Source organism: Kitasatospora sp. NPDC006697 (assembly GCF_042869935.1).
Lineage (GTDB): Bacteria > Actinomycetota > Actinomycetes > Streptomycetales > Streptomycetaceae > Kitasatospora.
The window spans coordinates 58,407-76,466 of the sequence record NZ_JBIAGU010000007.1; the positions used below are offsets into that span (position 1 = coordinate 58,407).

At 74.9% G+C, this 18,060-nt stretch carries 18 protein-coding genes; 12 read left to right on the forward strand and 6 right to left on the reverse strand.

The features are described 5' to 3' along the window. Nucleotides 1–3 precede the first annotated feature (3 nt). Nucleotides 4–696 carry an HAD family hydrolase gene (locus ACFYNO_RS11830; RefSeq protein ID WP_388009353.1) on the forward strand — a complete coding sequence of 231 codons (693 nt, stop codon included), beginning with the start codon at nt 4–6 and terminating at the stop codon, nt 694–696. After that, nucleotides 696–1,145 carry an NUDIX domain-containing protein gene (locus ACFYNO_RS11835; protein WP_388009356.1) on the forward strand — a complete coding sequence of 150 codons (450 nt, stop codon included), beginning with the start codon at nt 696–698 and terminating at the stop codon, nt 1,143–1,145. The genes ACFYNO_RS11830 and ACFYNO_RS11835 overlap by 1 nt, the downstream gene beginning before the upstream one ends. Here ACFYNO_RS11835 and ACFYNO_RS11840 read toward each other — a convergent pair whose 3' ends face one another. From ACFYNO_RS11840 to gndA, 3 genes are read right to left on the reverse strand one after another with little or no spacing between them, the layout of a single operon-like run. Continuing rightward, the gene (locus ACFYNO_RS11840) at nt 1,146–1,946 is read right to left on the reverse strand and encodes a family 1 encapsulin nanocompartment shell protein (RefSeq protein ID WP_388009359.1); all 801 of its coding nucleotides are present in this window, start codon (nt 1,944–1,946) and stop codon (nt 1,146–1,148) included. It abuts the gene before it with no gap. Next, nucleotides 1,946–3,010 (reverse strand): Dyp-type peroxidase, encoded by a 1,065-nt coding sequence (locus ACFYNO_RS11845; RefSeq protein WP_388009362.1) that lies wholly within the window; start codon nt 3,008–3,010, stop codon nt 1,946–1,948. The genes ACFYNO_RS11840 and ACFYNO_RS11845 overlap by 1 nt, the downstream gene beginning before the upstream one ends. Further along, nucleotides 3,007–4,449, reverse strand: a complete 1,443-nt coding sequence (gndA, locus tag ACFYNO_RS11850; RefSeq protein WP_388009365.1) for an NADP-dependent phosphogluconate dehydrogenase — start codon at nt 4,447–4,449, stop codon at nt 3,007–3,009. Before gndA ends, ACFYNO_RS11845 begins: the two co-directional genes overlap by 4 nt. Nucleotides 4,450–4,618: 169 nt before the next feature. Between gndA and ACFYNO_RS11855 the strand changes: the two genes are divergently transcribed. The 4 genes from ACFYNO_RS11855 (at nt 4,619) to ACFYNO_RS11870 (ending at nt 9,222) form a co-directional block, all read left to right on the forward strand. Next, on the forward strand, nt 4,619–5,143 hold the full coding sequence (locus ACFYNO_RS11855) for a PadR family transcriptional regulator (protein WP_388009368.1): 525 nt from the start codon (nt 4,619–4,621) through the stop codon (nt 5,141–5,143). A gap of 2 nt (nt 5,144–5,145) precedes the next feature. Then, complete coding sequence (locus ACFYNO_RS11860) at nt 5,146–5,871, forward strand: ABC transporter ATP-binding protein (protein ID WP_388009371.1); 726 nt, start codon at nt 5,146–5,148, stop codon at nt 5,869–5,871. After that, nucleotides 5,868–8,252, forward strand: a complete 2,385-nt coding sequence (locus ACFYNO_RS11865; RefSeq protein WP_388009374.1) for an FtsX-like permease family protein — start codon at nt 5,868–5,870, stop codon at nt 8,250–8,252. Before ACFYNO_RS11860 ends, ACFYNO_RS11865 begins: the two co-directional genes overlap by 4 nt. A gap of 193 nt (nt 8,253–8,445) precedes the next feature. Further along, a complete protein-coding gene (locus ACFYNO_RS11870) occupies nt 8,446–9,222 on the forward strand; it encodes a hypothetical protein (protein WP_388009377.1) in 777 nt (258 codons plus the stop codon). 219 nt (nt 9,223–9,441) lie between these two features. On the opposite strand, the gene ACFYNO_RS11875 is transcribed toward ACFYNO_RS11870, so the two are convergent. Continuing rightward, a complete protein-coding gene (locus ACFYNO_RS11875) occupies nt 9,442–9,570 on the reverse strand; it encodes a hypothetical protein (RefSeq protein WP_388009380.1) in 129 nt (42 codons plus the stop codon). Nucleotides 9,571–9,831: 261 nt separating this feature from the next. Between ACFYNO_RS11875 and ACFYNO_RS11880 the strand changes: the two genes are divergently transcribed. Together ACFYNO_RS11880 and ACFYNO_RS11885 are read left to right on the forward strand one after the other, a co-directional pair. Continuing rightward, the gene (locus ACFYNO_RS11880) at nt 9,832–10,572 is read left to right on the forward strand and encodes a YoaK family protein (protein WP_388009383.1); all 741 of its coding nucleotides are present in this window, start codon (nt 9,832–9,834) and stop codon (nt 10,570–10,572) included. Nucleotides 10,573–10,668: 96 nt separating this feature from the next. Next, nucleotides 10,669–11,451, forward strand: coding sequence for an SGNH/GDSL hydrolase family protein (locus ACFYNO_RS11885; RefSeq protein ID WP_388009386.1), 783 nt, complete (start codon nt 10,669–10,671; stop codon nt 11,449–11,451). 55 nt (nt 11,452–11,506) lie between these two features. Here ACFYNO_RS11885 and ACFYNO_RS11890 read toward each other — a convergent pair whose 3' ends face one another. Both ACFYNO_RS11890 and ACFYNO_RS11895 read right to left on the reverse strand, forming a co-directional pair. Next, complete coding sequence (locus tag ACFYNO_RS11890; protein WP_388009389.1) at nt 11,507–11,776, reverse strand: DUF4190 domain-containing protein; 270 nt, start codon at nt 11,774–11,776, stop codon at nt 11,507–11,509. A gap of 30 nt (nt 11,777–11,806) precedes the next feature. Next, a complete protein-coding gene (locus ACFYNO_RS11895; RefSeq protein WP_388009392.1) occupies nt 11,807–11,959 on the reverse strand; it encodes a hypothetical protein in 153 nt (50 codons plus the stop codon). Nucleotides 11,960–12,043: 84 nt separating this feature from the next. On the opposite strand from ACFYNO_RS11895, the gene ACFYNO_RS11900 reads away from it, so the two are divergent. The 4 genes from ACFYNO_RS11900 (at nt 12,044) to ACFYNO_RS11915 (ending at nt 18,049) form a co-directional block, all read left to right on the forward strand. Next, nucleotides 12,044–12,754 carry a TetR family transcriptional regulator gene (locus tag ACFYNO_RS11900; RefSeq protein ID WP_388009395.1) on the forward strand — a complete coding sequence of 237 codons (711 nt, stop codon included), beginning with the start codon at nt 12,044–12,046 and terminating at the stop codon, nt 12,752–12,754. A 119-nt stretch (nt 12,755–12,873) separates the two neighbouring features. Next, complete coding sequence (locus ACFYNO_RS11905) at nt 12,874–13,215, forward strand: rodlet layer protein (RefSeq protein ID WP_388009398.1); 342 nt, start codon at nt 12,874–12,876, stop codon at nt 13,213–13,215. A 218-nt stretch (nt 13,216–13,433) separates the two neighbouring features. Continuing rightward, on the forward strand, nt 13,434–15,125 hold the full coding sequence (locus tag ACFYNO_RS11910) for a glycosyltransferase family 2 protein (RefSeq protein WP_388009401.1): 1,692 nt from the start codon (nt 13,434–13,436) through the stop codon (nt 15,123–15,125). Nucleotides 15,126–15,142: 17 nt separating this feature from the next. After that, nucleotides 15,143–18,049, forward strand: coding sequence for an SGNH hydrolase domain-containing protein (locus ACFYNO_RS11915; RefSeq protein ID WP_388009404.1), 2,907 nt, complete (start codon nt 15,143–15,145; stop codon nt 18,047–18,049). The last annotated feature ends 11 nt before the right edge of the window (nt 18,050–18,060 follow it).

Below are 18,060 nucleotides of genomic sequence, written 5' to 3' on the forward strand. Positions count from 1 at the left end.
GGGATGCGACGTGACAATCAGGTGCTGGTCTTCGATGCCGATGACACGCTCTGGGAGAACAACATTCGGTTCGAGCGGGCCATCGAGGCCTTCCTCGACCTGGTGACCGCGCCGGGCGGCGACCGTCTCGCCGCCCGGTCCGAGCTGGACCGGATCGAGGCCGCCAACGCCCGCACCCTGGGGTACGGCGCCAAGGTGTTCGGGCAGAGCCTCGCCGAGTGCTTCGCCCTCCTGCGGCAGCGCGAAGCCGAGCGGGCGGAGGCGCTGCTGCTCGCCGAACTGGCGGCCTCGATCACCAGCGCCGAGGTGGAGCTGATCCCGGACGTGGCGGAGACCCTGGCGGCGCTCGCGCCCCGGCACCGGCTACTGCTGCTCACCAAGGGCGACCTCGCCGAGCAGCAGGCGAAGGTGGACAACTCCGGCCTGGCGCACCACTTCCGCTCCGTGCACATCGTGCCGGAGAAGGACCTGGCCGCCTACCACCGGCTGATCGGCGAGCAGGAGCTGCTCCCGGAGTCCACCTGGATGATCGGCAACTCGGCGAAGTCCGACATCCTGCCCGCCCGCGGCGCCGGCCTGAACGCGGTCTTCATCCCCCACCAGCACACCTGGGTGCTGGAGGACGCGGAGCTGGACCCGGCCGACTCCGGCGTGCTCCACCTCTCCGCCTTCGCCGAGCTCGGGGAGCACTTCTGATGGCCGGTCAGACCCCGAAGCCCGCGGTCCCCTCCGTCTCCTGCGTCTTCGTCTGCCACGACGGCACCGGCCGGGTGCTGCTGGCCCGGCGCGGCGCGGCCGCCCGGGACGAGCCGGGGCGCTGGGACTGCGGCGCGGGCGCGCTGGAGTTCGGCGAGTCCTTCGAGGCGGCCGTGGCCCGCGAGGTGGCCGAGGAGTACCTGGCCGAGCCGCTGCGGATCGACGTGCTCGGCGTGCGCAACGTGCTGCGCGGCGAGCCGGTGGACTCGCACTGGGTGGCCGTGGTCTGCGCCGTGCTGGTGGACCCGGCGGCGGTGGCGATCGGCGAGCCGCACAAGTTCGACGCCCTCGACTGGTTCGCCCCCGACGCGCTGCCGGCGCCGCTGCACTCGCAGCTGGCGCCGACCCTGGAGCTGGCGCTCGACCGTCTCCAGCGCCAGGCGGGCTGATCAGCCGGTGCTGAGCGCGACCGCCGCCTCCGGCGAGTGCAGCGAGAAGGTCAGCGACTCCTGGAGGTAGAGCCGCACCGTGCCGGCGTCGTGCGAGAGGTAGCCGATCGACAGGTCCTGGCCGAGGTGCAGCTCGAAGTCGCCGCCCCGGGTGGAGAGCAGCACGGCCCCGGTGAGCGCCGGAGCCCAGATGATCTCCCCGGTGACCACCCGGGCCAGGTGCTGGCGGACCGGGTAGCCGTGGTTGGAGGTCTCGTTGACGGCGGTGTAGAGGTCGGCGCCGAGCAGCAGCGAGTACGGCCCGTCGACGCCGGCCAGCCGCAGCGTGGTGATCGCGTGGCTGACCGCGTCGGGGTAGTCGGCCACCGCCTCCGGCAGGGTGATCGGCACGCCCTCGGCGCCGCTGCGCACGCCGGTGATGCCGGCGGCCGGCCAGCCCTCGAAGATCGCGGTGTCCTCGGCCAGCGCGATGCTGCGGGCGGCGTCCTTCACGGGCTGCCAGTCGGCGTCCTTGCTGCCGCGCTCGACGGTGTCGATCTCCTCGCGGGAGAGCGTGAACGGCACCCGCAGCTCCACCACCGCCCGGGCCTCCCGGGCCCGGGCCTCGGTGCCGGGCACCACGGGGTCGATCGGGCGCTGGTGCCCGGAGCCGACCGCGGCCAGCTCCGGACCGGCCGGTCCGGCGAGGTCCACCACCCGGCGGCCGGCCAGGTGCAGGGTGAAGGTGCGGCGGGCCTCCTCCTCGATCTCCTCCCAGGCTTCACCGGAGATCGGGGCGAGGTCGCGGTGCAGGTTGTCCATCAGTACGGGTTCCTTCCGGGTCCGTCCGGCTCGGGCGGCGGGGTGCTGGTCAGGCCTTTGAGGCTGCCGATGCCGAGCGAGCCGTCGCCGTTCGGGGGGACGGCACGCGCGGCCGCCGCCGGGGGCGGGTCGGCGAGCAGGTCGGCGGGCGGCACGAAGAAGAGCCCGCCGGTGACGGCCGTGGCGAAGTCGAGCAGCCGGTCGTGCGTCGCGGCGCCCCGCCCGAGGAACATGTTGCGCAGCATCTCCTCGGTGACCGCCGGGGTGCGGCAGTAGCCGATGAAGTAGGTGCCGACGTCCTCGCCGAGGTGGGCGGCGTACGGCATGTTGTGCCGCAGGATCTCCTGCGGCTCGCCGTTCGCGTCGTCGTCCAGGCTGGTCAGCGAGACGTGCGAGTCGGGTGGCTGGGCGTCGCCGGTGAGCTCGATGTCGGTGAGCTTGGTGCGCCCGATCGCGCCTTCCTGCTGCTCGGTGGCGAGCGCCTCCCAGGCGGCGTGGTCGTGCCGGTACTTCTGCACGATCACGTAGCTGCCGCCCGCGAACGGCCCGTCGCCGATCAGCGCGGCCCGGTCGGCGGCGGCGCCCTCGGGGTTCTCGGTGCCGTCGACGAAGCCGGTCAGGTCGCGGTGGTCGAAGTACTCGAAGCCGATCGTCTCGTCGGCCGGCTCGGCCGCGCCGTCCAGCCGTTTGAGGATCTGCGAGGCCAGTTCGAAGCAGGCGTCGGCCCGCTCGGCGCGCAGGTGCAGCAGCAGGTCGCCGGGTGTGGCGGGGGCGGTGTGCCGGGGTCCGCGCAGTTCCCGGAAGGGGTGCAGCTCGGCGGGGCGCGGGCCGGCGAAGAGCCGGTCCCACAGGTCGGAGCCGATCCCGGTGACGCAGCTGAGCTCCGCCCTGGGCGCCCGGAACCCGACCGCGCGGCGCAGTCCGGCCAGGTCCGGCAGCAGCGCCCGGACGGCCGGTTCGCCGCCGGGCCGGACGGTGAGCACCAGGAACCGGGCGGCGCTGGTCAGCGGCGCGGTGACGGCCTGTGCGCGCTCGGCCGCCCGCACCGCGACGGTCGTGGTCACCGCTTCTCCTCGCTGCGGTCGCCCGCCCAGAGCGTGTGGAAGCTGCCCGTCCGGTCGGTGCGGTGGTAGGTGTGCGCGCCGAAGTAGTCGCGCTGCGCCTGGATCAGCGCGGCCGGCAGCCGCTTGGCGCGCAGCGCGTCGTAGTAGGAGAGCGCACTGGCGAAGCCGGGCACCGGGATGCCGAGCTGGGCGGCCGTGGTGACCACCCGGCGCCAGGAGGCCTGGGCGTCGCCGAGCGCCTTGCGGAAGTACTCGTCGCCGAGCAGCGTGGGCAGCGCGCGGTCGGCCCGGTAGGCCTCCTCGATCCGGCTGAGGAACCGGGCCCGGATGATGCAGCCGCCGCGCCAGATCGCGGCCATCGCGCCGGGGTCGATGTCCCAGGAGTACTCGTCGCTGCCGGCCTGGATCTGCTGGAAGCCCTGCGCGTAGGCGACGATCTTGGAGGCGTAGAGCGCCTGCTCGACGTCCTCGGCGAAGGTGTCGGCGGCGGCGCTGTCCAGCCAGGTCTCGGTGGGCCCGGGCAGGTCGGCGCAGGCCTCGCGCTGCGGCACGCTGCCGGAGAGCGAGCGGGCGAAGACGGCCTCGGCGATGCCGGGCACCGGCACCCCGAGGTCGAGCGCGATCTGCACCGTCCAGCGTCCGGTGCCCTTCTGCTCGGCGCGGTCCTGCACGATGTCCACGAACGGGTGGCCGGTCTCGGCGTCGACCTGGCCGAGCACCTCGGCGGTGATCTCGATCAGGTAGGACTCCAGCCGCCCGGCGTTCCAGTCCCGGAAGATCTCGGCGATCTCGGCGGGCTGGCGCCCGGCGCCGCGCCGCAGCAGGTCGTAGGCCTCGGCGATGAGCTGCATGTCGGCGTACTCGATGCCGTTGTGCACCATCTTGACGAAGTGTCCGGCGCCGTCCGGCCCGACGTGCACGCAGCACGGCCGGCCGTCCACCTGGGCGGCGATCGACTCCAGCAGCGGGCCCAGGCCGGCGTAGGCCTCGGTGCTGCCGCCGGGCATGATGCTGGGGCCGTTGAGCGCGCCCTCCTCGCCGCCGGAGACGCCGGTGCCGACGAAGTGCAGGCCCTGCGCGCGCAGCGCGGCCTCCCGGCGGCGGGTGTCCTCGAAGTGCGCGTTGCCGCCGTCCACCACGATGTCGCCGGGCTCCAGCAGCGGGGCCAGCTCGTCGATCACGGCGTCGGTGGGCCCGCCCGCCTTGACCATGATCACCACCCGGCGGGGCCGCTCCAGGGCGGCGACCAGTTCGGCCGGCGAGGTGGTGGGGACGAACTCGCCCTCCGCCCCGAACTCCCGGACCAGCGCCTCGGTGCGGGCGGGGGTGCGGTTGTAGAGGGCCACGCGGTGGCCGTGCCGGGCGAAGTTGCGGGCCAGGTTGCGGCCCATGACGGCCAGTCCGATCACGCCGATGTCGGCGGAGGTCCGCGCGCTCATTCAGGGGGCTCCTCGGGTTCGGGGTTGCCACTCGTGGCCCCACCCACCCTGCCGCCAGCGGCGCCGCCCCGCACGCCGAGCGGGCCTCAGGGAGTGTCAGCTGACGGTGGGTCGGCTGCCGGGGCCCTGCTATGCACACACGGTATACATCGTGTGTACAGTCACCCGCATGTCACTCGGACACACCATTCTGGGGCTCCTGGAGTCCCGGCCCCGGCACGGCTACGACCTGAAGCGTGCCTATGACGAGCAGTTCGGCCAGGCCCGCGCACTGCCCTACGGCCAGGTCTACGCGACCCTCTCCCGGCTGCTGAAGGGCGGCCTGGTCGAGGTCGAGGGCACCGAACACGGCGAGGGCCCGGAGCGCAAGCGCTACGTGATCACCGAGGCCGGGATCACCGACGTGGCCCACTGGCTGTCGGAGCCGGAGCGCCCCAGCTCCTACCTGCAGAGCACCCTCTACACCAAGGTCGTGCTGGCCCTGCTCACCGGCCGCCCGGCCGGCGAACTGCTGGAGACCCAGCGCGCCGAGCACCTGCGCGAGATGCGCGAGCTGACCCAGCGCAAGCTCACCGGCGACCTCGCCGACCAGCTGCTCTGCGACCACGCGCTCTTCCACCTGGAGGCCGACCTGCGCTGGCTGGAGCTGACCGCCGCCCGCCTGGACGAGCTGGCCCGGAAGGTGCGTGGCTGACGATGGCCGTCACCTCCGTCGAGAGCGCCCGTTCCGGCGCCACCGCCCGGCCCGGCGCGCTGCTGGCCGGCCTGGACCTGCACAGGTCCTTCGGCTCCACCCCCGCCCTGACCGGCGCCGCGCTGGACGTGCTGCCCGGCGAACTGGTCGCCGTGCTGGGCACCTCCGGCTCGGGCAAGTCCACCCTGCTGCACTGCCTGGCCGGGCTGACCCGGCCGGACGCGGGGACGGTGCACTACCGGGGCGAGGACCTGTGGGCGGGCGGCGACGCGGCCCGCAGCGCGCTGCGCCGCACCGAGTTCGGCTTCGTCTTCCAGTTCGGCCAGCTGGTGCCCGAGCTGACCCTGCTGGAGAACACCGCGCTGCCGCTGCGGCTCAACGGGCTGCGCAGGAAGGCCGCCGAACAGCGGGCGGCCGACTGGCTGGGGCGGCTCGACATCGCCGAGCTGGCCGGTAAGCGGCCCGGGGAGCTCTCCGGCGGCCAGGGGCAGCGCGGCGCGATAGCCCGGGCGCTGGTCACCGAGCCCTCGGTGCTCTTCGCCGACGAGCCGACCGGGGCGCTGGACTCGTTGCAGGGCGAGCGGGTGATGTCGCTGCTCAGCGCGGCGGCCCGGGAGAGCGGGACGGCGGTGGTGCTGGTCACCCACGAGATGCGGGTGGCGGCGTACGCGGACCGCGAGGTCGTGGTCCGCGACGGGCGCACCGACGGGGCGGGGCGGGCACGGTGACGGCTGATCAGGCACGACTGCCGCGGGTGGCGCGCTGGGGCACGGCCCTGGGGCTGGGCCTGCGGATGGCCTTCGCGGGGGGCCGGGACGCCCGGCTGCGCACCCTGCTCATCGCGACCGGTGTCGGCCTGGGCGTGGCCGCCCTGCTGCTGGCCGCCTCGGTGCCCGGCATGCGCGCCCACCGGGACGACCGGCTGCGGGCGCTGTCCGGCGTCATGTTCTCCGACAGCCTCCCGGCCAAGACCGACCGGACCCTGCTGCTGAGCGACATCAGCACCACCTACCACGGCGAGCAGGTGGTCGGCCGCGCCGTGCGCCGGGAGGGCGCCGCCGCGCCCGTGCCGCCCGGCCTGACCGCCTATCCCGCACCGGGCGCCCTGGCGGTCTCCCCCGCACTGGCCGAGCTGTTGGCCTCCCCCGACGGGCGGCTGCTGCGGCAGCGGCTGCCCGGCCCGATCACCGGCACCATCGGCGAGTCCGGCCTGGTCGGCCCCGCCGACCTGGTCTTCTACCAGGGCAGCGACCGGCTCGGCGACGGCTTCGGCCGGGTGGTACGGGCCGACCACTTCGCCGATCCGCTGCCGCCCAAGCCGACCAGCCCGGCGCTGGTGCTGCTCACCGTCGTCGGACTGGTGCTCCTGCTCTGCCCGGTCGTCGTCTTCCTGGTCGCCGCCGTCCGGTTCGGCGGCGAGGCCCGGGACCGGCGGCTCGCCGCGCTGCGGCTGACCGGTGCGGACCGGGCCACCACCGCCCGGATCGCGGCGGGCGAGGCGCTGGGCGGCGCGCTGCTGGGCCTGCTCCTCGGCGTGCTCTTCTTCCTGGTCGGCCGCGCCCAGATCGAGCGGATCTCGGTCGACGGGCTGAGCTTCTTCGCCGTCGACATCCAGCCGCAGCCGTCCCTCGCCGCGCTGGCACTGCTCGCCGTGCCGCTGCTCGCGGTGCTGGTCACGCTGGTGGCCATGCGCCGGATCGCCGCCGAGCCGCTGGGCGTGCTGCGCGGCGCCCGGACCGCCCGCCGCCGCGTCTGGTGGCGGATCGCCCTGCCCGTGCTGGGCACCGCACTGCTGGTCAGCAGGCGGAACCAGTTCGCCGGAGCGACCAGCAGCAGCCCGAGCCTGCTGGCACTGATCGCCGGACTGCTGCTGCTCCTGGTCGGCACCACGCTGCTGCTGCCGCTGCTGCTCGACCTGGCCGCCCGTGCGCTGGGCCGGATCGGCGGCCCGCCGGCCTGGCAGCTCGCGGTCGGGCGGCTGCGGTTCAGCCCGGAGACGGGCAGCCGGCCGGTGACCGGGATCGTGGTCGCGGTGGCCGGGGCGATCGCCCTGCAGTCCCTGTTCGGCGGCGTCTCCACCCGCTACACGGCGGGCTTCTCGCTCTCCGGCGACCCGACCCGGTACATCGCGGTCTTCCACGGGAACACCGGCGACCAGATCCAGCAGCTCTCCGACCGGGTCAGCGCCGGGGGGACGATCGCCGACGTGCGCGGCTACACCGAGGACTACGCGCTGCCCCTCGACGGCCCCGGACTGGTGGTGACCTTGGTGACCAGCTCCTGCCGGGTACTGCGGACCTTCGCGCAGCTGCCCGACTGCGTCGACGGCGACGTCTTCACCGTGCCCGGCAGCGCCGACAGCGGGCTGGCCGCGGGCAGCCACTCGATGTCACCCGTTCCCGGTCTCACCGGCGGCGACCTGACGGCCCCCGTGCCCGGGCTGCCCGGCTGGCGGCTGCCGGCCGCCCGGGCCGTGGTGACCGGCCTGCCCGCGCTGCCCGGGAGCCACGACGGGCAGCCGATCCACACCACCGTGCTGGCCACCACCGGAGCCGTCCCGCCCGTGGTGCTGCACGCCCAGGAGGCCACACTGCTGCTGCACCCGGTGCCCGGCCTGCGGGACGCCGAGGAGAGCCTGCGCACCACGGTCACCCTGACCGACCCGCGGAGCACGCTGCTCCGTCCCGGGTTGCAGCCCTCCGATCCCCACCTGCTCGGCGTCCGCCGGGCGCTGACCGCGGGCACGCTGGCGGTGCTGACCCTGATCGGCGCCAGCATGCTGGTCGGGCTGCTGGAGCAGCTGCGCGACCGGCGGCGGACGCTGGCCGTGCTGACCGCCTTCGGCACCCGGCGGCGCACCCTCGCCTGGTCGCTGCTGCTGCAGAGCGCGCTGCCCGTGCTGGTGGGGCTGGTGCTCGCGGTGGCCGCCGGGGTGGGGCTGGCGGCTCTGCTGCTCGGGCTGGCCGGGGTGCCGTTCGGCCTCGGCTTCTCGCTGGGCGACACCGCCGTGCTGGCGGGCGGCGGCGCGGCCGCCGTACTCGCCGTGACGCTGCTCAGCCTGCCCGCGCTCTGGCGGCGCACCCGGGCGGCGGGGCTGCGCTGGGAGTGACGGTCTCCTGGGGGTGAACCACCGGTACGGGTGACGGCGGGTCGGGGCGGTCGGGGTGGTGGCGGAGCGTCGCCTACCCCGGCCGTTCTGAGCATGCCAAGATTGACGCTCCGTCAGGACACCCACCCACCCTGTGACGGCCGCGCCGCGAGGCCCGGCCGCCGGGGTCTGTCCCGCGCACCAGGAGCCCGCCATGAGCCCCTTCACCAAGTCTCCCTTCCCCGGCCTCTACCAGCAGCCGCACCCGCACGACTACCTCGGCCGGCTCGCCCCGCTGCGCTACCGCAGCCCCGACTTCAGCCGCCCGCTGCTGCACGCCACCGTCGCCGAACTGCGCCGCCGCCTCGGCCGGCGCCGGCTCAAGGTGGTCGACCTGGCCTGCGGCTACGGCGTCCACAGCGCCCTGCTCAAGCACGGCATCGACTTCGCCGGCCTGGCCCGGCTCTACGCCCGCCCGGCCGGCCCGGAGGGCGCGGTGGCCCGCGACCGGGCCCACTTCGCGGCCCGCCCGGTGGACCGCGAGCTCACCGTGGTGGGCGTGGACACCGCGGCGCCCGCGACGGAGTACGGGCTGGCCACCGGCCTGCTGGATGCGGTGGTACGCACCGACCTGGCAGACGCCGAGCCCTCCGAGGCCGACCGCGCGGCGCTGTCCGGCGCCGACCTGGTCCTGACCGGCGGCGGCACGGCCGCCCTCTCCCGGGTCCTCGCCCTGCAGGCCTCCCCACCCGCCGTCCTCGGCTGGCCGCTCTACGGGCAGCCGACCGAGGACCTGCTGCGCTGCCTGGCCGCCCACCGCCTCACCGTCTCCCGCACCGACCCGCTCCCCCGCCACCAGCGCCACTTCACCACCCCGGCCGAGCGCGAGGCCTACCACTACGCCCTGCGCCGCCAGCGCCTGCCCGTCTCGGGTTCGGCGGCGGAGCACAGCGTGTGCGTGACACCGCTGCTGGCGCTGCCGCTGGGGTGAGGGGGGAGGCGCGCGGGTCACGCCGGGCGTCGAACGGCGGGGATCGGCGCGCCGGGAAACCGCGAGGCGCTGCGCCCGACCCGGCCAACGCCTCCGCCGCGCGCATCCGGCTCGGCGGCCGGCTCCCCTCCCGCGCCGCTCGCCCCGCCCTCCCGCGCGCCGCGCCGGGCCCGGCGCGGCCGCCACCGACCCGCCGCGCACGCGGCCGGCCTCCGCCTGCTACTCCCCCGCCCCCGCCCGGCGGCGGGGGGCCGCGTGGCGGGGGCGGCGGTAGCGGGCGGGGTCTGTGAGGGTGAGCAGCAGGGCGAGCGCCGGCGGCACGGTCAGCAGGAGCAGGGTGAGCGTCATGGCTGGCACCTCTTCCGATCGTGAGCGAACGGGGTACCCGCAGTCTCACCGCCCCCGCCCCCGCGGTAACCCGCCGTCAGCCGCCCAGGCCAACGCGATCACCCGCGCCGCCCACCGCGCCTACGGCACCCGGCCGCAGGCCGTTCCCGTCCAGGTGAGTACCCGTGACCTCCACCCCGGCGTGCCGTCGCAGGTGGGGGCGTGCGGCACGCCCTAAGCTCCCCTCCGAGCGGCGAGGACGAGCTGGGGAGGTGGCCGCGGATGCGTGCGCTGGTGCGGGGGGCATGGCGGACCATGGTGCCGGGGGCGGGCGATCCGCACGGGCCGCTGCCGCCGCTGCTGCTGGGGCTGACGGTGCTGAGCGGCATCATCGACGCGGTCAGCTATCTGATGCTGGGTCACGTCTTCGTGGCGAACATGACCGGCAACGTGGTCTTCCTGGGCTTCGCCCTCGCCGGCGCGCCCGGCTTCTCGGTGGCCTCGCAGCTGGTCGCGCTGGCCGCGTTCGCCGTCGGGGCGTTCCTGGGCGGGCGGCTGCTCGGCCCGCTGGTGCACCGCGGGCGGGCGCTGCTGCGGGCCGCGCTGGCCGAGACCGTACTGGTGGCCGCCGCCGCGCTGGTGCTGGCGGTGGACCCGGTGGTGGACACCGGCACCCCGCAGAGCTCGCGCTACCTGGTGACGGCCGTGCTCGCGCTCGCGATGGGCATCCAGAACGCGCTGGTCGCCGTGCTCGCCGTGCCGGAGCTGACCACCACCGTGCTGACCCGCACGATCACCGCCGTCTTCGCCGACTCCGGCCGCTCGGGACGGCTGGAGGAGCGCGGCGGGCGCCAGCTGCTCTCGGTCCTGACCCTGGCCGCCGGCGCCGTGATCGGCGCCTTCCTGGTGCTGCACACCGCGCAGAGCACGGCGCTCGCCGTCCCGGCCGCGCTGGCCGCGGTGGTCACCCTGGCCGCGGCCGGGCCGTCCCGCTCCGCCGGCTCCTGGACCCGGCAGGGCTGAGCCGGCCGGTCCCGGAGGCAGGGTGGCCAACGTCACGCTCCGCCACCCCGCACCTACGGTGGCGTAGGTCACTTGAGAAGGTGAACTATTCAGTCCATGGCCGATCTTCTGGAGACCCTTGACCTCAGCTCCTACGCGGCCCTCGGGGACAGCTTCACCGAGGGACTGAACGACCCCGCCCCGGAGGGCGGCTTCGCCGGGTGGGCCGACCGGCTCGCCGGGCTGCTGGCCGCGCGCCGGCCGGCGGGCGAGTTCCGCTACGCCAACCTGGCGGTGCGCGGCCGGCTGCTGGACCAGATCGTCGCCGAGCAGATCCCGCAGGTGCGGCGGCTGGCGCCGGACCTGGTGACGCTCTGCGCGGGCGGCAACGACATCCTGCGCCCGGGCAGCGACCCGGACGAGGTGGCCGAGCGCTTCGAGCGCGCGGTGCGCACCGTACGGGACCACAGCGGGCGGGTGCTGATCTGCACCGGCTTCGACACCCGCGGCGTCCCGGTGCTCAAGCACCTGCGCGGCAAGATCGCCACCTACAACATGCACCTGCGGGCGATCGCCGACCGCAACGACTGCGCGGTGGCCGACCTCTGGTCGCTGCGCCCGCTGCAGGACCGGCGGTCCTGGAGCGAGGACCGGCTGCACCTCTCCCCGGAGGGCCACCAGCGGGTGGCGCTGCTGGCCGCCCGGGCACTGGGCCTGCCGACCGAGGCCGACCCGGCAGCGGCCTGGCCCGCCGAGGCCCCGCACAGCGCCGCCGAGCTGCGGCAGGAGAACCTGCAGTGGGCGCGCGAGTACCTGCTGCCGTGGGTGGGCCGCCGGCTGCGCGGGGAGTCCTCGGGCGACCACGTCGAGGCCAAGCGCCCGGACCTGCTGCCGCTCTGACCGGACGCCGGCGGGCTCCCACCCCTGCCGGGGTGGGAGCCCGCTCGGCCGTGCGTCAGCCGATCTGCCAGAGCGCCCCGTGGCCGCCGATCAGCGCCACCGCGAGCACCACCAGGTCGGCGGCGCCCAGCGCCATCCCGAGCACCGCCCGGCCGCGTCGGCCGGTGCCGCGGCCCAGCGCCAGCGCGCCGAGCACCAGCGCGAACGGGCCGAGCACCAGGTTGAAGAGCAGCAGGCCGATCAGCCCGAGCACGAAGGACGCCACCGCCATGCCGTCCGCCTCCGCGGCCCGCTGCCGCCGCAGCGCCCCACCACCGGTTGCCATCACCAGAGCCTCCTCGTCTCGTCCGTCTCGTCAGTGCCGGCGCAGCCGGGCGACACCCTCGCGGGCGCCGAAAGCGATCAGCCAGCCGCCGATCAGGCCGGCCGCCAACAGGAACCCGGAGAACGACAGGTGCCCGGCGGCACCCACCAGCACCCCGGCCAGGAGCAGCGCGAAGAACAACATGACTACCTCTCAGCTAACAACTGTTCGCCGACTCCGCCCACTCTACGCTGGTCAAAGTCGGCAAACAGTTGTTTACTGAATGACGTGAGTCACACTCCCCCCACGCCCGCGACCCCCTCGCCCGCCACGCCCCCGACCACCCGTCAGGCGCAGAAGGAGCAGAGCCGCCGAGCCCTGCTCGACGCGGGGCTGCGCCTGCTGGAGCACCAGAACCTCAGCGGCCTCGGCCTGCGCGAGCTGACCCGGGAGGCGGGGCTCTCGCCGGCCGGCTTCTACCGGCACTTCGCCGACCTGGACGAGCTGGGCGTGGCGCTGGTCACCGAGTCGCTGGCCAGCCTGCACCTGATGATCCACCGGGTCCTGGCCGAGCAGGGCGAGCCGGCCGAGCTGATCGACCGCACCGTGGCGGTGGTGGCCCGGCACGTCCGCGAGCACCGGCCGCACATGCGCTTCCTGGCCCGCGAGCGGCACGGCGGGGTGCAGCGCGTGCGCGAGGCGATCGCCGCCGAGCTGGCCGCCTTCACCGCGGAGACCGCCGCGGCGCTCGGCGCCCTGCCGGACGCCGCCGACTGGCCCGAGCCGGAGCTGCGGATGCTGGCGGGCCTGTACGTGGAGCACCTGGTGGCCACCGCCGCCGCCTTCCTGGAGGCGCCGGCCGGCTCCCGCGCGGCCGAGCGGCGGATCGCCGCGCTGGCCCGCGACCAGCTGCGGCTGATCAGCATCGGCCGCCGCCACTGGCTGGCCGACCGCGCCTCGATTGTCAGCACGGACGGCCGCACACCATCGGACGGGTGACTTTCGACATCCGCGCAGTGTCCTCACCAGGGGGCGCGCGTTGCACACGGCGTCGGTACGTACACCGGCGGACGGTCAGTGGCAGCCGCACCGCCGGTCCTTCGAAAGGAAGATGACACATGCTCAAGAAGGTTCTGGCGGGCGCCGGTCTCGCCGTGGCGTCGGTTGCCGCGATCACCACCCCCGCACTGGCCATCGGCGACGCGGACGGCTCGGCCGCCTCGGTCTCCGGCAACGGCGGCACCAACCACACCGGCACCATCGGGGACCACAGCCCCAACTACCACGCCGCCGACAACCTGAACCTGTGCCTGCCCGAGGTGCACCACGTCCAGGTGGGCCTGATCCCGGTCCAGGTCGACGTCCCGGTTGCCAACCAGCAGCTGCACCAGATCTGCAACGTCGGCCAGACCACCCAGGCCAACGGCGACGGCGCCCTGCTGTCGCACGCGATCGGCTGACCCGGCACACCGCCGAGCCCAGCACCCGCACCCGGGGCGGGCCCCACCAGGGGCCCGCCCTGAGCCGTTCCCGTCAAGAATCCGCAGGTCATCCCGGCCCCGGCACGATCCGTGAGTTGTCCTCACGTTCACCCGGGACCACCACCCCGTCACAATTGGTCTAAACCAATCGTATAGGCTGCCCCCCGGACGCTGTTCGACACGGCTGTGGGGGCCATATGACTGTCCATCACCTTCCGACACCACCGGACGACCAGGAGTTGTACTGGTACTTCGGCCCGCAACGCCGGTGGGTCCTGATCTGCACCTCGCTCGCCTTCGTCCTGACGGCGGCGACGATGCTCACCTTCGCACTGCGCACCCCGGCACTCTGGGGTTTCCTCGCCGTCCTGGGCCTGAACGTGCTGGCCCTGCTGCTCTCCTCGGTGAACAGCCTGCGCGGCCGCCGGCTCACCCGGCAGTCGCACCAGGTGCTGTTCCAGGCCTGGCAGCCGGCCACCGCGCCGAGCGTGGACCTGTACCTGCCGACCTGCGGGGAGCCGCTGGAGATCCTCGAGAACGCCTACCGCGCGGTGGCCGCCGCCGACTGGCCCGGCCGGCTCGCCGTCTGGGTGCTCGATGACGCCGACCGCTCCGAAGTCGCCGCTCTGGCAGACGAGTTCGGATTCGAGTACGTGGTCCGCCCGGACCGTGGCGCGTTCAAGAAGGCCGGCAACCTGAACCACGCGCTGACCCTGTCCGACGGCGAGTTCGTCGCCATCCTGGACGCCGACTTCGCACCGCGCCCGGACTTCCTGCGCCACCTGGTGCCGTACTTCGCCGATCCGGCGATCGGCATCGTGCAGAGCCCGCAGTGCTTCGACACCGACGCCTCGATGAACTGGATCGAGCGGGCCGCCGGTTCGGCGCAGGAGTGGTTCTTCCGCTGGATCCAGCCCTCCCGGGACGCCAGCGACGCCGCGATCTGCTGCGGCAGCAACGCCGTCTACCGGCGCACCGCGCTGGACGCGGCCGGCGGCTTCGCCAAACTGGACCACAGCGAGGACATGTACACCGGCCTGGGGCTGTACGAGCACGGGTTCCGCACCCTCTACGTGCCGGTGCTGGTGGCCAAGGGCACCTCGCCGGACAGCCTCGCCTCCTTCGTCAACCAGCAGTACCGCTGGGCGATGGGCAACCTGCACCTGCTGACCAGCCGCGACCTGAAGCGGATCAAGGCGCCCTGGCGGATGCGGTTCTGCTTCTACGAGGGCATCGTGGGCTACCTCACGATGGCCGTGAACATCTTCGCCGCGCCGCTGCCGCCGCTGGTGATGCTCTACTGCTACCCCTCCCAGGTGCGGCCCTGGCACGTGCTGCCGCTGCTCGCGCCGCTCTGGCTCTGGCACGTGCTGCTGCCCCGGGTGAGCCGCACCCGCTGGCGGGTGGAGGTGATCCGGGCCAACGTGCTGATGAGCATCGCGGCCGGCGCCGCCTTCCTGCACACGCTGCGCGGGCGCAGCGCCGCCTGGGTGCCGACCGGCGCGGGCGGGTCCCGGCCGGGCGGGCTGGCCCGCCGGGTGGTGCTGGTCTCGCTGCTCTGGACGGCCGGCGCGCTGCTGGCCGCCGCCGCCGGCCTGGGCCTGGCGGTCGCCCGGCAGGGCTGGGCGCCCACCTGGGGCCTGGGCCTGTACCTGCTGGTGCAGCTGCAGATCGGGCTGCCGCTGGTGCGCGACCTGCTGGCCGAGCTCCGGCCGCGCCGCACCGCCGCGCCCAACCCCCGTCCTGCCGAAGGCGCCACGACCACCACCACCGCCGCCGGCGTGCTGCCGCGCCGCTGGCCCGAGGGCCTGGCGGTGACCGCCGTGCTGGCCCTGACCGCGCTGCTCGCCTCCGGCTGGGTCAGCCCGATGCTGCCCTGGCTCGGCTGAAAGGTTCCCGAACTCCCATGGCTGCCACCATGGCTCCGACCGTTCCGGCGGAGCCGATACTTCCTGCTGCCCGCGCACGGGCCCCGCACGATCCCGGGTTCCGCCCGGACATCGAGGGCCTGCGCGCCCTCGCGCTGCTGGCCGTGCTCGCCTTCCACGCCGGAATCCCGCACCTGGCGGGCGGGTTCACCGGTGTCGACGTCTTCTTCGTGATCTCCGGTTACCTGATCACCGGTCAACTGCTGCGCGAGGCAGCGGTCTCCGGGCGGATCCGGCTGGTCGAGTTCTACTCCCGCCGGGCCCGCCGGCTGCTGCCCTCGGCGGCCGTGGTGCTCTCGGTGGTGGCACTGGCCGGCGCCTGGCTGACCGCGCCGCTGCGCCGCGCCGACCTGGAGTACGACGTGCTGGCCTCCGCGCTGTCGGTGGCCGACTGGCGCTTCGTCGCCCAGCAGACCGACTACCTGGCGGCGGGCCGGGACCCGAGCCCGCTGCTGCACTTCTGGTCGCTGGCGGTGGAGGAGCAGTTCTACCTGCTCTGGGCGCCGCTGCTGGCCCTGCTGGTCTGGCTGGCCCGGCGGCACTTCCGGTCCGCCTGGGCGGTGATGACGGCGCTGGTGATGCTGGCCTCGTTCGCGCTCTCGCTGCGCTGGACGCACGGCTCGGTCTCCCTGGCGTACCTCGGCTCGCCGTCGCGTGCCTGGCAGTTCGGCGTGGGCGCGGTGGCCGCGCTGCTGCCGGCCGCGGGGCTGCGGCGGGTGCCCGCGCCGCTGCGGGCGCTGCTCGGCTGGGCGGGCCTGGCGGCCGTCGGCTGGTCGGTGGTGGAGTTCACCGCCCGGACGCCGTACCCGGGTTGGGCGGCCGTGCTGCCGACGGTGGGCGCGGCGGCGCTGATCCTGGCGGGCCCGGACCCGCGCTTCGGCCCGGGCCGGCTGCTCGGACTGCGCGCGCCGCGCGCGGTGGGCCGGCTCTCCTACACGCTCTACCTCTGGCACTGGCCGGTGCTGGTGCTGGTGCAGGCCCGGTTCGGCGCGCTGGACTGGCCGGTGCTGGCCGCGCTCACCGCGGCCTCCGCGCTGCCCGCCCTGGCCACCACCCGCTGGGTGGAGCGGCCGCTGCGGCGCAGCCCGGTGGTGGTGGAACTGCCGCGCCGCGGGCTCTCCCTGGGCCTGAGCGCGGTGATCCTGCCGGTGGTGCTGGCGCTGGTGGTGGGCAGCGGCACGCTGCGGCTGCTCGGCCCGGGCACGCCGGTGAACCTGGCCGGCCTGCCGCCGGGCGCGCCGGACGGCCCGACCCTGCTGCTGCCGTCCAGCGCCGCCCGCACCGTGCCGGCGGTGGTGCCGACGGCGGCGCAGGCCCGCAAGGACTTCCCGCCGGACGGCGCCTGCGAGGTACCGCCGACCGCCGTCAGCAGCCCGGCCTGCCTGTTCGGCGACACCTCCAGCGGCGACCGGATCGTGCTGCTCGGCGACTCGCACGCCGGCCAGTGGTTCTCCCCGCTGCTCGGCATCGCCGCCGAACGGCACTGGGCGCTGGAGGAGCTGGTGAAGCAGGGCTGCCCGCTGCCGCAGCTGACCGTGGTCAACCCGCAGTTGGGCCGGGAGTACCGGGAGTGCGACAGCTGGCGGGCGAACGCGCTGGAGCGGCTGCGGATCGAGCCGAAGCCGCGGCTGATCGTGATCGGCGCGCTCAACCGCTACACCCGGGACCAGCCGCTGCTCGCCAAGGCCTGGGAGCAGACCCTGGCCCCGCTGCGGGAGTTGGGCGTGCCGATCGTCTACCTGACGGACACCCCGATCCCGGGCCAGGACGTGCCGGCCTGCGTCTCGGGGCACCCGGAGGACCCGGGCCGCTGCGCCTTCCCACGCGCGGCGGCGAACTGGCCCGATCCGCTGGCCGAGGCGGTGGCCGCCGGCCAGGAGCCCGGGGTGCGGGCGGTCTCGGTCAACCCGGTGCTCTGCCCGGATACCGGCAGCAGCTGCCCGGCGGTGCTGGAGCACATCCTGCTCTACCGGGACGACGCGCACCTGACCAATGTCGCGGCCGTGGTGCTGGCGCCCCGGCTGGACCGGCTGCTCTCCGACACCGGAGCGCTGCCCGCGCCGGGCACCACGGAGCTGCTGCACGAGGACTTCCAGGGCCCGGCCGGCTCACCGCCGGATCCGTCGCGCTGGCAGTACGACACCGGCACCTGCTACCCGGGCTGCCCGGCCGCCCAGTGGGGCACCGGCGAGCTGGAGACCATGACGGACGCGGCGCAGAACGTCCGGCTGGACGGCCAGGGCGCGCTGGAGATCGTGCCGACCCGGGGCCCGGACGGGCAGTGGAGCTCGGGCCGGCTGGAGTCGCGCAGTGCCCGACTGGCGGCGCCGGCCGGCGGGGTGCTGCGGATCGAGGCCTCGATCCAGCTTCCGGAGGCCACCGGCGCGGCGGCGGGCGGCATCTGGCCGGCCTTCTGGACGCTGGGCGGCGCGCTGCGCGACGGCTACACGGGCTGGCCGGGGATCGGCGAGCTGGACGTGATGGAGTCGGTGAACGGGCGCGGCTCGGTCTTCGGCACCATGCACTGCGGCTCCGCCCCGGGCGGGCCCTGCCACGAGCCGCAGGGCCTGGGCTCCGGCGAGCACCCCTGCCCGGACTGCCGGTCGGGGTTCCACAGCTACGCGGTGGAGGTGGACCGCTCGACCGCTCCGGAGCAGGTCCGCTGGTACCTGGACGGCACCGAGTACCACCGGGTGACGGCCGATCAGGTCGACCCGGCCGCCTGGGACCGGGCGGTGCACCACGGGATGTTCCTGGTGCTGGACGTGGCGGTGGGCGGCGGACTGCCCGCGGCCTTCGGCGGCACGGTCACGGCGGCCACCGAGCCCGGGCACCCGATGCGGGTGCGCGAGGTCTCGGTGACCGCGAGGCCGGCCGGCCACTGACCCCGGTCGGG